Annotated in this window: 13 protein-coding genes; 2 read left to right on the top strand and 11 right to left on the bottom strand. The window is 69.7% G+C overall.

Annotation, left to right across the window (positions count from 1 at the left end; genetic code table 11):
• Positions 1–30 precede the first annotated feature (30 nt).
• The 6 genes from ACIPVN_RS08315 to ACIPVN_RS08340 are packed head-to-tail and all read right to left on the bottom strand — an operon-like array spanning position 31 to position 7,843.
• Entirely contained in the window at positions 31–2,277 is a 2,247-nt protein-coding gene (locus ACIPVN_RS08315) for a glycoside hydrolase family 3 N-terminal domain-containing protein (protein ID WP_400441956.1), read from the bottom strand.
• Positions 2,277–3,404 (bottom strand): ABC transporter permease, encoded by a 1,128-nt coding sequence (locus tag ACIPVN_RS08320; protein WP_400441959.1) that lies wholly within the window; start codon positions 3,402–3,404, stop codon positions 2,277–2,279. The genes ACIPVN_RS08315 and ACIPVN_RS08320 overlap by 1 nt, the downstream gene beginning before the upstream one ends.
• A gap of 1 nt (position 3,405) precedes the next feature.
• Positions 3,406–4,494 carry an ABC transporter permease gene (locus tag ACIPVN_RS08325; protein ID WP_400441961.1) on the bottom strand — a complete coding sequence of 363 codons (1,089 nt, stop codon included), beginning with the start codon at positions 4,492–4,494 and terminating at the stop codon, positions 3,406–3,408.
• The gene (locus tag ACIPVN_RS08330) at positions 4,491–5,297 is read right to left on the bottom strand and encodes an ABC transporter ATP-binding protein (RefSeq protein WP_400441963.1); all 807 of its coding nucleotides are present in this window, start codon (positions 5,295–5,297) and stop codon (positions 4,491–4,493) included. Before ACIPVN_RS08330 ends, ACIPVN_RS08325 begins: the two co-directional genes overlap by 4 nt.
• Positions 5,294–6,118 (bottom strand): ABC transporter ATP-binding protein, encoded by an 825-nt coding sequence (locus ACIPVN_RS08335; RefSeq protein ID WP_400441965.1) that lies wholly within the window; start codon positions 6,116–6,118, stop codon positions 5,294–5,296. The genes ACIPVN_RS08330 and ACIPVN_RS08335 overlap by 4 nt, the downstream gene beginning before the upstream one ends.
• A gap of 57 nt (positions 6,119–6,175) precedes the next feature.
• Positions 6,176–7,843 (bottom strand): ABC transporter substrate-binding protein, encoded by a 1,668-nt coding sequence (locus ACIPVN_RS08340; protein WP_400441968.1) that lies wholly within the window; start codon positions 7,841–7,843, stop codon positions 6,176–6,178.
• Positions 7,844–7,969: 126 nt separating this feature from the next.
• Between ACIPVN_RS08340 and ACIPVN_RS08345 the strand changes: the two genes are divergently transcribed.
• Together ACIPVN_RS08345 and ACIPVN_RS08350 are read left to right on the top strand one after the other, a co-directional pair.
• Entirely contained in the window at positions 7,970–8,650 is a 681-nt protein-coding gene (locus tag ACIPVN_RS08345; protein WP_400441971.1) for a TetR/AcrR family transcriptional regulator, read from the top strand.
• A 108-nt stretch (positions 8,651–8,758) separates the two neighbouring features.
• Positions 8,759–9,973: an amidohydrolase gene (locus ACIPVN_RS08350; protein ID WP_400441974.1), complete on the top strand. Its 1,215-nt coding sequence runs from the start codon at positions 8,759–8,761 to the stop codon at positions 9,971–9,973.
• Positions 9,974–10,276: 303 nt separating this feature from the next.
• Here the strand turns inward: ACIPVN_RS08350 and ACIPVN_RS08355 are convergent, their stop codons facing one another.
• The 5 genes from ACIPVN_RS08355 to modA all read right to left on the bottom strand — a co-directional run bounded on the left by ACIPVN_RS08355 (position 10,277) and on the right by modA (position 14,556).
• A complete protein-coding gene (locus ACIPVN_RS08355; RefSeq protein ID WP_400441976.1) occupies positions 10,277–10,645 on the bottom strand; it encodes a hypothetical protein in 369 nt (122 codons plus the stop codon).
• Positions 10,646–10,719: 74 nt separating this feature from the next.
• Positions 10,720–11,802, bottom strand: a complete 1,083-nt coding sequence (gene moaA / locus ACIPVN_RS08360) for a GTP 3',8-cyclase MoaA (RefSeq protein WP_400441977.1) — start codon at positions 11,800–11,802, stop codon at positions 10,720–10,722.
• A 140-nt stretch (positions 11,803–11,942) separates the two neighbouring features.
• The gene (locus ACIPVN_RS08365) at positions 11,943–12,992 is read right to left on the bottom strand and encodes an ABC transporter ATP-binding protein (protein WP_400441980.1); all 1,050 of its coding nucleotides are present in this window, start codon (positions 12,990–12,992) and stop codon (positions 11,943–11,945) included.
• Positions 12,989–13,777 (bottom strand): molybdate ABC transporter permease subunit, encoded by a 789-nt coding sequence (gene modB, locus ACIPVN_RS08370; protein WP_400441983.1) that lies wholly within the window; start codon positions 13,775–13,777, stop codon positions 12,989–12,991. Before modB ends, ACIPVN_RS08365 begins: the two co-directional genes overlap by 4 nt.
• Positions 13,774–14,556, bottom strand: a complete 783-nt coding sequence (gene modA, locus ACIPVN_RS08375; protein ID WP_400443336.1) for a molybdate ABC transporter substrate-binding protein — start codon at positions 14,554–14,556, stop codon at positions 13,774–13,776. The genes modB and modA overlap by 4 nt, the downstream gene beginning before the upstream one ends.

Here is a 14,556-nt window from a genome sequence, read left to right on the forward strand (position 1 = left end):
GCCAGGTTATCCGCCGACGTCGTGTCGCCGTCACTCCACCGTGAACTCCGCCCCGAGCAGCACCTCCTCGCGCGACGACGGGCCCACCAGCAGGGCGAACTCGCCCGGCTCGACGACCCGCACACCCGCGGCATCCACGATCGTGCAGTCGGCGACGGGCACCTCGACCCGCACCCGCGCCGACTCCCCCGGCGCGAGCTCGACCTGGCGGTACGACTTGAGTTCGCGGTCGGTCCAGCTGACGCTCGTCACGGCATCCCGCACATACACCTGCACGGTTTCGCGCACCGGTCGCGGCCCCGTGTTCGTCACCGTCACGTGCCCGACGACGACGTCGTCGCGGCCCAGCGCCGAACGCTCCAGCGACAGGTCGGAGTACTCGACCGTCGAGTACGACAGCCCCTCGCCGAAGCCCCAGGCGGGCGCCTGCGTGAGGTCGGCATAGCGATCGCCATGCTGCCCGCGGATCTGGTTGTAGTACGTCGGCTGCTGGCCGACGTGGCGCGCGAACGAGATCGGCAGACGCCCCGAGGGCTCGACCTCGCCCGCGATGATCTCGGCGATCGCACGCCCACCCTGCATGCCCGGGCTCGCGGCCCAGATCACGGCGGCGGCCTGCGAGACGGATGCCGGCAGCACGAGCGGCTTCGAGGCCATCAGCACCACGACGACGGGTGTGCCGGTCGCGATCACCGCGTCGAGCAGGGCGTTCTGCCCGCCGACGAGTTCGAGGGTCGCGGTCGAGCGGCCCTCGCCGACGAGCTCGATGCGGTCTCCGACGACGGCGACCACGACATCGGCGGCCTCGGCGGCGGCGACGGCTTCGGCGATCAGCGCCTCATCCGGGGCGCACGGCTTCACGATGCGCGGACGCGGCTGCCCGTCGGGGAACAGCGCTCCCTGCGGGTCGTCCTCGAGGGAGAGGATGTCGGCGCCGCGCGCGTGCGAGACCTCCCAGCCCCCGACGCCCGACAGCCCGTCGAGCACGGTCGTGATCATCTCGCGCGGCTGCCCGTCGAGCCATCCGGCCTGGCCCGACCCGCCGGCCCAGTCGCCGAGCTGCGTCTGCGCGTCGTCGGCGAGCGGGCCCACGACGGCGACCTTCGTCCGCGCCGAAGCATCCAACGGCAGCACGCCGTCGTTCTCGAGCAGCACGATCGACCGGCGCGTGATCTCGAGATTCAACTCGGCGTGTGCGGCGCTGCCGACGATCCCATCGAGGTCGTCGCGCGGCAGGCGCGGGTCTTCGAACAGCCCCAGTTCGAACTTGAGGGTGAGGATGCGCGCGGCCGCGGCGTCGAAGGCATCCGCCGGCAGCAGTCCGCGCTCGACGGCCTCGAGCGCTCCCTCGAAGAAGCGCGGCGTCGTCATGATCATGTCGTTGCCGGCGCGCGTCGCGGCGGCCGAGGCGTGCGCGTAATCGGGCTGCACGTGCTGCTCCCAGACCATCCGGCCGACGTTGTCCCAGTCGGTGACGAGCGTGCCGGTGTAGCCCCACTCGCCGCGCAGCACGTCGGTGAGCAGCCAGTCGTTGGTGGTGATCGGGATGCCGTCCATCGTCTGGTAGCCGAGCATGAACACCCGGCATCCCTCGCGGGCGACCCGCTCGAACGGCGGCAGGAACCACGAACGCAGCTTGCGGCGCGAGATGTCGGCCTCGCTGGCGTCGCGCCCGCCCTGGGTCTCGGAGTACCCGGCGAAGTGCTTGGCGGTCGCGAGGATCGCGGTCGGGTCGTCGAGGCCGTCACCCTGGTAGCCGCGCACCATGGCCGAGGCGAGCTCGCCGATGAGGAACGGGTCTTCGCCGAAAGACTCGTCGATGCGGCCCCAGCGCAGGTCGCGGGCGATGCAGAGCACCGGCGAGAAGGTCCAGTGGATGCCGGTAGCCGCGACCTCCACGGCGGTGGCGCGGGCCACCCGTTCGACGAGACCGGCATCCCACGAGGCGGCCATGCCGAGCTGGGTCGGGTAGATGGTCGCGCCGGGCCAGAAGGAGTGGCCATGGATGCAGTCCTCGGCGACCAGCAGCGGGATGCGCAGGCGCGTCTCGGCGGTCAGCGCGTTCGCGCGCAGGATCCGCTCGGGCGACGTGTGCAGGATCGACCCGGCGTGACGGCGCAGGACGTGGTCGTCGAGGTCGTCGCGCGCGTCGAGCTGCAGCATCTGCCCGACCTTCTCCTCGAGCGTCATGCGTCCGAGGAGGTCGGCGACGCGCTCGTCGATCGAGAGGGTGGGGTCCTGGTACGGCAGAGCCGTGGTGAGGGTGGGAGAGGTCATCACTTCGCGTTCCGGGTCGAGATGTTCGAGGAGTTCTGCGTGGTCGTATCGTGTCGGGTCGAGCTGGGCGGAGCATCCGTGTTCGCCATCGGGATGCTGCGCACCGCCGTGACGGCGTCGTTCACGTCGAGCCCCTTCTTCTTCATCGCTCGCGCCCGTTCGCCCGCCGAGCGCAGGCGCGGGTTGACGTACTCGTCGATGCCGAAGTTGATGAGCGAGAGCGCGACGCCGATGATCGCGATGCAGAGTCCGGCGGGCACGTACCACCACCAGAGCCGCGGGAACGCGCCGTTCTGCTGGGCCCAGAAGAGGATGGTGCCCCAGTTGAGGTTGTTCACCGGGATCACCCCGATGAACGCCAGCGTGGTGAGTCCCAGGATCGCGGCGGTCACGGTGCCGACGAAGCTCGACGCGATGAGCGCCATGAGGTTCGGCAGCATCTCGACCGTGATGATGCGGCGCAGGGGCTCGCCGTTCGCGCGCGCGGCCTGGATGAAGTCGCGGTTGCGCAGCGACATGGTCTGCGCGCGCAGTACGCGCGCACCCCACGCCCACCCGGTGAGACCGAGCACCGCGGCGATGAGGATGAGCGGCGGGTTGTCGAACTGCGAGGCGATGATGATGATCAGCGGGATGCCGGGGATCACGAGGAACACGTTCGTCAGCGCCGACAGCGACTCGCTCTTCCAACCGCGCACGTAGCCGGCGATGACGCCGATCGTGATCGCGATGACCGTCGCGATCGCCGCCGAGAGGAAGCCGACCACGATGACGCCGCGGGTGCCGAAGATGATCTGGCTGAGCACGTCCTCGCCCATGTGCGTCGTGCCGAGCCAGTGCTCGAACGAGGGCGGCTGGCGCAGCGCCGAGCGGTCTTTCTGGGTCGGGCCGTAGGGCGCGATCCACTCCGCGAAGATCGCGATGAGCACGAAGACACCGAGGATGATGAGCCCCGCGATCGACTTGCGGTTGCGGAACATCGCGAACGCCTGCGCGAGCTGCGACCAGAAGGTCTTGCGCTCGGGAGGGACGGATGCCGGCGTGCGCAGCGTCGCGGTCTCGGGCATGCCCGAGGCGACCGGCGAGCCGTCCGGTGCGGCCCCTGCGGCGGTGGTGGGAACGGTCATCTCAGGCCTCCGTCTGGCGGGTGCGCGGGTCGAGGTACGCGTAGACCACATCGGCGAGGATGTTGGCCGCGAGCACCGAGAGTGTGATCACCAGGAAGACGCCCTGCATGAGCGCGAAGTCCTTGGCGTTGGTGGCGTCGAGCAGCAGCTTGCCGAGGCCGGGGTAGCTGAAGACCATCTCCATGACGATCGTGCCGCCGACGATGAAGCCGATCGAGAGCGCGAAGCTCTGGATCTGCGGCAGCACCGCGTTGCGCGCGGCGTACGCCCAGAGCACGCGCCGGTTGGGCATGCCCTTCGCCTGCGCGACGGTGATGTAGTCCTCGTCGAGCACGGTCAGCATCATGTTGCGCATTCCGAGCATCCACCCGCCCAGCGACGCGATGATGATCGTCAGCGCGGGCAGGGTGCCGTGCATGATGACCTGCCCGATGAAGTCGAGGCTCCACTCGGGCGACTGCCCCTTGTCGTAGGCGTGCGACGACGGGAACCACTTCAGCGTCGACGAGAAGATCGCGATCGCGATGAGACCCAGCCAGAAGTACGGGATCGTGTTGAAGAAGGTCGTGATCGGGATGAGCGCGTCGAGCCTGCTCCCCCGCTTCCAGCCGACGATCGCGCCGCCGACGGTGCCGATGAGGAAGGAGATGACGGTCGCGAGGCCGACCAGCCCCAACGTCCACGGCAGGGCGGCGGCGAGCACCTCGCCCACCGGCCGCAGCCCGTGCAGCGTCGAGATGCCGAGGTCGCCGCGGAACAGCATCCCCCAGTACTCCAGGTACTGCTGCCAGATGGACTTGTCGCTGTCGATGCCGAGGAGGATGCGCAGCGATTCCGCCGCCTCCGGACTCACGTTGCGGTTGCGCGCCAGATACGAGCTGACCGCGTCGCCCTTCATGAAGCGGGGCAGGAAGAAGTTGATCGTGATCGCGGCCCACAGCGTGAAAAGGTAGAAGCCCGTGCGCCCGAGGAAGAACCGCCAGGCGACCGGGCGTTGCCCGCGCTCCGCCGTCGTCGCGGTCGTGCCGACCTCGAGAGCGTCCTGCTGGACGAGGTCGTTGTCGTCGAGTTGGGGGAATGCGGTGCTCACAGCGCGCCTCCGTTCGCGGATGCCGAGGCGAAGTGCTTCTCGGGATCGGGGGATGCCGCGCGCAGCTCGCGCGTGTACGGGTCCTGCGGGTTCAGGATGACGTCGTCGGCGGTGCCGTACTCGACCACCCGCCCCTGGTTGAGCACCATGATCTCGTCGCTGAAGTGACGCGCGGTGGCGAGGTCGTGGGTGATGTAGAGCACGCCGAGCCCCTCTTCGCGTTGGAGATCGGCGAGCAGCGTCAGCACGCCCAGACGGATCGAGACGTCGAGCATCGAGACCGGCTCGTCTGCCACGAGGATCGAGGGCCGAGAGGCCAGGGCGCGGGCGATCGCGACGCGCTGGCGCTGGCCGCCCGACAGTTCGTGCGGGCGGCGATCGATCACGGCATCCGCATCGAGACGCACCCGGGCGAGCAGACGCCGCACCTCATCCTCCGTCTCCTTCTTCGGCACGACGGCGTCGAGGCGGATCGGCCGCTCGAGGTGATAGCGGATCGAGTGGTAGGGATTGAGCGAGGCGAACGGATCCTGGAAGACCATCCGCAGCTGCTGACGGTAGCGCCGCAGGCCCTTCCCCCGGCGGGGCACGGGTGCACCGTCGAGCAGCACCCGCCCGCTCGTGGGGGTCTCGAGCTGGGTGAGGATCTTCGCGATCGTCGACTTGCCGCTGCCCGACTGGCCGACGAGCCCGAGCGTGCGCCCCGAGTCGAGGGTGAAGCTCACGTCGTCGAGCGCCGTGATCTGCCCGGCGCCGCGCACCGTGTAGGTCTTGGTGATGTTCTGGAACTCGAGGGTGGTCATCGCACCAGCACCCCTCTCTCCCCGGTGAGCCGGGGGAACGACGACAGCAGCGTGCGCGTGTACTCCTGCTGCGGCTGCCGCCAGATCTGCTCGGCGGTGGCGAGCTCGATGATCTCGCCCTCGCGCATGATCGCGATCCGGTCGCTGATCTCGAGCAGCAACGGCAGATCGTGTGTGATGAAGATCACCGAGAAACCGAACTCGTGCCGCAGCTGCGAGATCTGCTTCAGGATCTCGCGCTGCACCAGCACGTCGAGGGCGGTGGTCGGCTCGTCCATCACCATCAGCTGCGGGCGCAGCGCGAGCGCCATCGCGATCATGACGCGCTGACGCATGCCGCCCGAGAGCTCGTGCGGGAACGACCGCACCCGCTGCCGCCCCACCTTGACGATCTCGAGCAGTTCCTCGGCCTCGGCTCGCCGCTGACGACGATTCATGTCGGGGCGGTGGATCTCGAACACGTCCTCGAGCTGCGAGCCGATCGTCGCCACCGGGTTGAGGGCGTTCATGGCGCCCTGGAACACCATCGAGATCTTGTCCCAGCGGAAGCGCTGCATCGCATCGACGTCGAGGGAGTTGATGTCGACGTCGACACCGGAGACGTCGTGGAAGGTCACATCGCCCCCGGTGATCACGGCGGGCGCACGCAGCAGGCGCTGCACACCGTACGCGAGCGTGGTCTTGCCGCATCCGCTCTCGCCGGCGAGACCGAGGATCTCGCCGCGCTGAAGTTCGAGGGTGACGTTCTTGACCGCCGCGACGGGTGGGTCGACGTCGTACACGACCGAGAAGTCGCGCACGGTGAGGAGGGGGTCTGGCATGGGGTGTCCTTCGTGTGGACGAGGAGGCCGGGGCGTACCCGGCCTCCTCGTCGCGGGTTACTCGGCCGGCTTGAGCTTCGTGAGGATCATCACGATGTTCTGCTGCGTCGGATCTCCGGTGGCGTAGGGGTCGTCCTCCGACGGCCAGCCGACGTAGTTGCGAGTGTTGAACTGGCCGAGCAGCGGGTGGGCACCGAGCGGGATCGCCGGCACCTGCTCGACGAAGATCTTCTGCAGGGTGTCGAGCGATGCGGTGCGCTCCTCGTCGGACGACGCGTTCGCGTAGGTGTTCAGCGCCTCGGTCGCGGCGGGGTCCTCGAAGCGGCCGAAGTTGAAGCCGGCGACGCCCTCCGGCGAGATCCAGCGCGGATCCATGGTCGAGGTGTACAGGCCGTAGGCCGTGCCGCTGTCCTCGAGCCAGTGGATGATCGCCGAGAACGAACCGTCATCGCGGGGGCCGGCCCAGCCGCCCCAGTCGGGCATGTCGATCTTGACCTCGGCGCCGATGGACTCCTTGACGTCTTCGGCGATGAGCTCCTGCGCGGTGTTCCAGTCGCTCCAGCCCGAGGGCACCGAGAGCGTGAACGAGACGGGCGTGCCGTCGGGGTCGACGAGCGCGTCGCCCTTCCAGGTGTAGCCCGCGCCTTCCAGAAGGTCGCGTGCCTTCTCGGCATCCACCTCGTAGTTCTGGCCGGCGAACTCGGGCTGGATCTCGTCTTCGAGGATCGACGACAGACCCGTCACCGACCACACCGCCTCGCTTGCACCCTCGCGGGCGATGTCGACGTAGGCGTCGCGATCGATCACCCAGGCGAGCGCCTGGCGGAAGGCCGGGTCGTCGAAGGGCTTCTCGTGCAGGTTCATGAAGAGCGTCGCCGAGCCGGTGGTCGGAGCGACGAAGTACTCGTTGTGCTCGGGGTCGACGTCGAGGAACTGCTGCCGGATCTGCGGGATGAACGCCTGCGCCCAGTCAGCCTCTCCCTGTGCGAGAGCGGTGGTCAGAGCCGTGTTGTCGCCGTAGGAGACGTAGTGCAGCTCGGGCACGGCGAGGTCGCCACCCCAGTAGTCGTCGCGCGCCTCGAGCGTGACCGACTCGGTCGACCAGTTCGACATCGTGTACGGGCCGGTGCCGACGAGGTCGTCGCCGAGCACCGGATCGGTGGCGGGCTCGTCGAGGTTCTCCCAGATGTGCTTCGGCACGATCGGCACGTGCAGCACGCGTGCCTGGTTGACGTACTTCGACTCGCCGAAGGTCAGGGTGACGGCGTCGCCGTCGACGGTCGCGCCCTCGAACTTCAGTCCGGCGGTGTCGAGCGCGGGCGTCGAGACGAGCTCGTAGGTGAAGACGATGTCGTCGGCGGTGAAGGGCTCGCCGTCGCTCCAGGTGACGCCCTCGCGGGGCACGACGGTGAGCTGCGTGTAGTCGTCGTTCCACTCGATGCTCTCGGCGAGCCACGGGGTGACGCCGCGGTCACCGGTCTGGTTCACGAGCCCGAGGGTCTCGAAGATGACCTTGCCGTACCCGTACTTCGAGGCGGCGGAGTCGCCGACGTAGGGGTTGTTCGACTCGGTGGTGATCGCACCGTCCGGCTTGGCGATCGTGAGGGCGGCGGAGCCGGTGCCCTCACCGGCATCCGACGATCCACCGGACGAGCATCCGGCGAGCGCGGTGGTGCCGAGCGCGGTGACCGCCGCGAGGGCGATCAAGGACCTTCTGAGCTTCATTGCTTCTCCTTGGGGGCACGGGTCATTGTGCTGCGTCGCCGTCGAGCGGTCGGTCGATCGACGGCCTCGTGATTTGCTTACTGGCGAGAAAGTAAGCTTTCGTGAGGTTACCTACTGGTGAGTAAGATGGCAAGTCTCAGACCGGACGACGAGCGGGGCGACATGAGCGGCACCAGTGCGAAGTCGGCGCGCCCGGCGACCCGCGCCAAGCGCGAGCAGATCCTGCAGGCGGCGGTCGAGATCTTCGGCAACAAGGGATCGACCAACGGCACCCTCGCCGACGTCGCCGAACAGGTGGGCATGACCCACGCCGGTGTGCTGCACCACTTCGGCTCGAAGCAGAAGCTGCTGCTCGAAGTGCTCGCCTACCGCGATCAGGCCGACGTGGCCGACCTCGCCGAGAAGCACATCCCCGACGGACCCGAGCTGTTCCTGCACCTGGTGCGCACCGCGTTCGCCAACGAGCTGCGCCCCGGCATCGTGCAGGCGTACACCGTGCTCTCGTCGGAGTCGGTCACCGACCACCACCCCGGACGCGAGTACTTCGAGGAGCGCTACACGACTCTCCGTCGCGAGGTGACCGCCGCGTTCCACGAGCTCTGCACGCAGGAGGGCGTCACCGCGCCCGACACGATCGCCGCGGCATCCGCCAGCATCCTCGCCGTCATGGACGGCCTCCAGCTGCAATGGTTGCTGCACCCCGACCTCATCGAGCTCGGCGAGACCAGCGCCTTCGCGATCCAGGCGATCGTCACGGCCGTGCTGCACCCCGGCCCCACCCTCGAGACCTACGTCGCCGGCGCCTGACCCGTGCACCGATCGGTGCGAAACGCCGGTTCTCGACGCTCATTCCCGACATTGTGCACCGATCGGTGCACAAGGCGCGACCCGCTCGCCGCCGGATAGGCTCGGGCCATGACGATCGATCTCGAAGCGCTCTACGTCGACCTCCACCAGCACCCCGAGCTCTCCTTCCAGGAGACGCGCACCGCCGGCATCGCCGCCGGCCATCTGCGCGACCTCGGCCTCGAGGTGCACGAGGGTGTCGGAGTGACAGGTGTGGTCGGCATCCTGACCAACGGCGACGGGCCCGTCGTGTGGGTGCGCGCCGACATGGACGCCCTGCCCGTCGGTGAGCAGACCGGCCTCGCGTACGCCAGCACCGCCACGGGCATCGACCCCGCCGGCAACACGGTGCCGGTCATGCACGCCTGCGGACACGACATGCACGTGACCGCGATGATCGGTGCCGTCGAGAAGCTCGTGGCCGATCGTGCCGAGTGGTCGGGCACGCTCGTCGTGCTCATCCAGCCGGCCGAGGAGTACGGCGCCGGATCCCGCGCGATGCTCGACGGCGGCCTGCTCGACATCGCCCCGAAACCCGACATCGTGCTCGGCCAGCACGTCACCCCGCTCCCCGCCGGCACGATCGGCGTGCGCCCCGGAACCCAGATGGCGGCATCCGACGGCCTCACCGTCACCCTGCACGGCCGCGGTGGTCACGGCTCGCGCCCGCACTCGACGATCGACCCGATCGTGATGGCCGCCGCGACCGTCATGCGTCTGCAGACCATCGCTTCCCGCGAGGTCGACCCGCGCGACGTCGCCGTCGTGACCGTGGGCTCCATCCACGCCGGACTCAAGAACAACATCATCCCCGCCGAGGCGAAGCTCGAGCTCAGCCTGCGCTACCCGAACGACGAGATGCGCGACCGGGTGCTCGCCAGCGTCGAGCGGATCGTGCGCGCCGAGGCCGCGGCATCCGGAGCCGAGCGCGAGCCCGAGATCCGCACCGATCACACCCTGCCGCCCACGATCAACGATGCGGATGCCACGGCCCGCGTCACCCGGGCGATCCAGGGCGCACTGGGCGAGGCATCCGTCGTCGACCCCGGCATGTTCACCGGCAGCGAGGACGTCTCGTGGTTCGCCCGCGACACCGGCGCGCCCCTCGTGTTCTGGTTCTGGGGCGGCGTCGACCCGGCGACGTTCGCGGCCGCGATGGCGGGTGGCACGCTCGACAAGGACATCCCCACCAACCACTCGCCGTACTTCGCACCGGTCATCCACCCGACCATCGAGGTCGGGGTCACGGCGATGTCGGCCGCCGCGCGCGAGTTCCTCGACTGACGCCGGGGCGGGGCGTGCACTAACTCAGGAAGAACGGGACGGATCACCCTTTGCGGCCACCGTTTCGGCACGATTCAGCCCGTTTGTCCTGAGTTAGTGCCACCCATCCCGCGCACAACTCCGGAGAAATCGTCGGCGCACGGCCACTCCGGCCCCGAAACCGCTCGGAACGCCCGTTCATTGAGGAGTTATGAACCGCGCGCTCCTTATCCACAGGGCTCGAGCGGGCAACGGTCGACCCTGCGCATAATCGCTCGGTGTACGAACTGTTCGGACAGGCGATGCTGTTCTTCTGATCCCGGGTCAGGGAACCCACGGCGTCGACCAGTAGTCGACGACGAGGTTGAGGGTCGCTCCTGCCGGTCGCGCTGAGACCCAGACGGTGCGCGGGTCGAAGAAGTTCCCGGGGATCGCCAGTTGCGGGGTCGCCCCCATCTCCTCGGCGAGCGCCTCGGGTGTCTGGTCGGCCGGCGGACGAACCGTGAACGTGATCGAGCATCCGCCGCTGCCACAGCCGATGTTCTCGCCGAGAATCTCCGCGTCGTCCGGGAGCGGAAGCGCGGATGCCGGAGGCACATCGCCCTCGGTCGCCATCATCGAGAGCCACGCCACCCGCCCCGCGTAGATCAGCGCCGCAATGACCAGCACGCCGATGCCCACCGTCCACAGCATCCGCCGCCTCCTTCGCGCGGATTCCGCCGCCGCCCACTCGCGACCGGGCGCGGAGTCGACCCACTGCTGCACGCTCAGCCGCCGATCGCGTTCATCCCACGCGCGGGCTGCAGGAACGACGGGTCGTCGATCGCATGACCGGGCAGCTTTCCGAGGATGCAGGACCGGAGCAGGTCGGCGATCTCGTCGTCGCGCTGACCGGGAACGGATGCTTCGCCCCGCAGCAGCGTCGTGAGGTCGTACTCGTCGTTCGAGAAGAGGCAGTTGCGCAGCTGCCCGTCGGCCGTGAGCCGCAGGCGGTCGCACGCACCGCAGAACGGGGCGGTGACCGAGGCGATCACACCGACCTCGTGCGGTCCGCCGTCGATACGCCACTTCTCGGCGGGCGCTCCCCCGCGGCCGGGCACGGGCTCCAGCGACCACCGCTCGCCGAGGGCTTCGAGGATCTCCTCGCGCGTGACCATCGTCGCGCGATCCCAGGTGTGCCCCGCATCGAGCGGCATCTGCTCGATGAAGCGCAGTTGCGCGCCGACCTCCATCGCGAAGGCCACGAGATCGGCGAGTTCGTCGTCGTTCACCCCGCGCATGGCGACGGCGTTGAGCTTGAGAGGACGCAGGCCGGATGCCGCAGCGGCAGCGATCCCCTCGAACACGTCGTCGAGCCGGTCGCGCCGGGTGAGATCGGCGAACTTCTGCCGGTCGATCGTGTCGATGCTGATGTTCAGGCGCGTGAGACCCGCGTCGATGAGTGCGGGGAGCTTCTGGGCCAGGCTGATGCCGTTGGTCGTCATCGCGACCTCGACCGGCCCGTCCTCGCCCTGGATGCGCGAGATGCGTCGCACGACGTCGACGATGTCGGGCCGGAGGAGCGGTTCGCCCCCGGTGAGACGGAAGGTGCGGATGCCGAGGGCCGCGGCGACCTCGCCGACTTCGACGATCTCGTCGGTCGAGAGGATGCTGGTGCGCGCCAGCCACTCGTTGCCCTGCTCGGGCATGCAGTAGGTGCAGCGCAGCGAGCAGCGGTCGGTGAGCGAGATGCGCAGGTCGCGGTGCACGCGGCCGTGGGTGTCGACGAGTCCGCGCGGGTCGATCTCCGCGCGTTCGCGGGGCAGGGCATCGGGCGCTCGTCGGCCGATCACGACCGGTACGGCCGTCATCGCTCCCCCTCGATCCCCGTCATCCTCCGAGAATAGCCGCTGGAATACCGGTCGGGGCGGGCGCGCGGGGGATCGGCGGGTGATTGCCAGGCCGCACGGAGGACAGGGGACGATGCCGCAGGACGGATGCCGTGACCGACTCAGTCGACGGTCACGAATCGCACGGCGGCCGGGTCGATCCGCACCCGCATCGTGCTCCCGACGACGAGCCCGCCGGCCTCCGCGAGCGGCACGTCGACGACCCCGAGACCGGTTCGCACGCGCACTCCGGTGAGCGTCTGCTCGAGATCGGTGATCGCCAGCGCCCAGGCATCAGCATTCGACGCCCCGACCACCCGCACATCCTCCGGGCGGAACACCGCGGCCAACGGCACGCCGTCGACCGCGGCGAGCGCCCGCGACGCGGCATCCGCACTCGTCAGCCGCAGATCGCCACGCACCCACGCACCGCCCGAAGCCACACCGACGAGACGGTTCACCCCGCCGATGCTGGCGACGAAGTCCGACGCAGGCTCGCCCAGCACCTCCCGCACCGGTCCGCTCTGCGTGACCCGCCCCGCCTCGATGACGAGCAGGCGATCGGCGAGCGCCACCGCATCGGCGGCATCGTGTGTGACGGCGACGGTCGTGACGTCGGCGAGTTGCTCGCGCAGCATGCGACGGATGCCGCCCGCCGTGTCGGGATCGAGGGCGACGAGTGGTTCGTCGAGCAGCACCGCCTGGGGCGAGGCGGCGAGCGCGCGAGCGACCGCGACGCGCTGGCTCTCGCCGCCCGACAGCTCGTGCGGCATCCGATCGCCGGCGCCGGGGAGGCCGACTCGTTCCAGCCAGGCATCGGCGGATGCCCGGGCCCTGCGCGCCGGGACGCCGGCCGACCGCGGGCCGAAGGCGACGTTCTCGCGCACGGAGAGGTGCGGGAAGAGGCGGGCGTCCTGTCCGAGCAGCACGATTCCGCGGTGCATGGGGGCGACCTGCACCCGGGGTGCGACCGCGCGGTCGACGACCCGCTCACCGACGGAGATCTCGCCGCCGCCGAGCGGCACGAGCCCGGCGAGTGCCTGCAGCAGCGTCGACTTGCCCGCACCGCTCGGCCCCATCACCGCGACGGTCTCGCCAGCGGCGACCTCGACGGAGACGTCGACCGCGAAGTGCTCGCGTTCGACGACCACCCGGGCCCGCAGCGCCGTCATCGCGCTGCCCCCGGCCGCCAGCCCCGCACGAGCAGAAGCACCGCGATCGCGGTGGCGAGCAGCAGCAGTGCGAGGGCGACCGCCGCTCCCTGCGAGACGCCCGCACCGTTGAACGCGGTGTAGATCGCCAGAGGCATGGTCTGCGTGACCCCCGGCCGGTTGCCCGCGAACAGCGCGGTCGCCCCGAACTCACCGATCGCCCGGGCGAAGCACAGCACGACGCCGGCGACGATCCCGGGTGCCGCGAGGGGAAGGGTGATGCGACGCAGGATCGTCCAGCGTCCGGCTCCCAGCGCGGCGGCGGTGCGCTCGTGATCGACGCCTGCGGCGCGGACGGCCCCCTCGACGGCGAGCACGAGGAACGGCAGGGCGACGAACGACTGCGCCAGCACGACCGCGGGGGTGCTGAACGACAGCCCGAGACCGCCGAGCCATCCCGCGCGCCCGAAGAGATAGAGCAGGGCGACACCGCCCACCATCGGCGGGAGTACCAGCGGCACGGTCACGACGGCGCGCAGCACCGCCGCGACGCGGGGGCCCGAGCGTGCGATGAGCAGGGCGAGCGGCACCCCGACGACGATGCAGAGCAGCGTCGCGACGAGTCCGGTGCCGAGCGAGAGACCGAGCGCGGAGCGCGCGGCATCCGACGTCACGTCGTCGAGGAACGTCGCCCACTCGACCCGCGAGATCAGAGCGATCAGCGGCAGCAGCAGGAAGACGAGCCCGATCGTCGCGGGGATCGCGAGCGCGCGCGGAGCGTACCCCGGCACGCGGCTCGTGCTCACGGCTTCCCGAATCCGAAGTCCGCGAGGATGGCCTGTCCGGCATCCGACAGCACGAAGGCGACGAAGGCCTGCGCGGCATCCGGGTTCGGCGCATCGGCGAGAGCGCCGATCGGATAGTGGTTGACGACGTCGTCGGCGTTCTCGGGCACGACGCCCTCGACGTCGTCGCGGCCGATCACGTCGGTGGCGTAGACGAGCCCGGCGTCGGCTTCACCGGTCTCGACCTTCGTGAGCACCGCCGTCACGTTCTGCTCGAGGCTCGCGGCCTCGATCGAGACTCCGGCGGCGTCGAGGAGCTTCGCGGATGCCGCGCCGCACGGCACCTCGGCGGCGCACAGCACCGTCGTGACGTCGGCGAGATCGGCGAGATCGGCGATGCTCTTCGGGTTGCCGGCGGGAACGGCGATCACGAGGGTGTTCGAGGCGAACAGCTCCGGGTCGACGGCGGCGTCTCCCGCTTTGTCCATGTTGGCCTCGTCGGCCGAGGCGAAGACGTCGGCCGGGGCGCCTTCGAGGATCTGGGTCACGAGGGTCGAGGAGCCGTCGTACACCGGGACGACGGTCACGCCGGGGTGCTCGGCCGTGAACGCCGCGGCGATCTCGTCGAAAGCGCCCGCCAGTGAGGCTGCGGCGTAGACGGAGACCTCGCCGTCGAGGGTGTCGGCGGCGTTCGTCGCGGACGGCGTGGATGCCGACGGAGACGCGCTCGCGCACCCGGCGAGCGCCAGCGCGAGCGCGGCGATGCCGACGGTGGTGGCGCGGCGCAGGAAGAGGCGCAT

This window comes from Microbacterium sp. NPDC090003, from assembly GCF_044748385.1.
Taxonomy (GTDB): Bacteria; Actinomycetota; Actinomycetes; order Actinomycetales; family Microbacteriaceae; genus Microbacterium.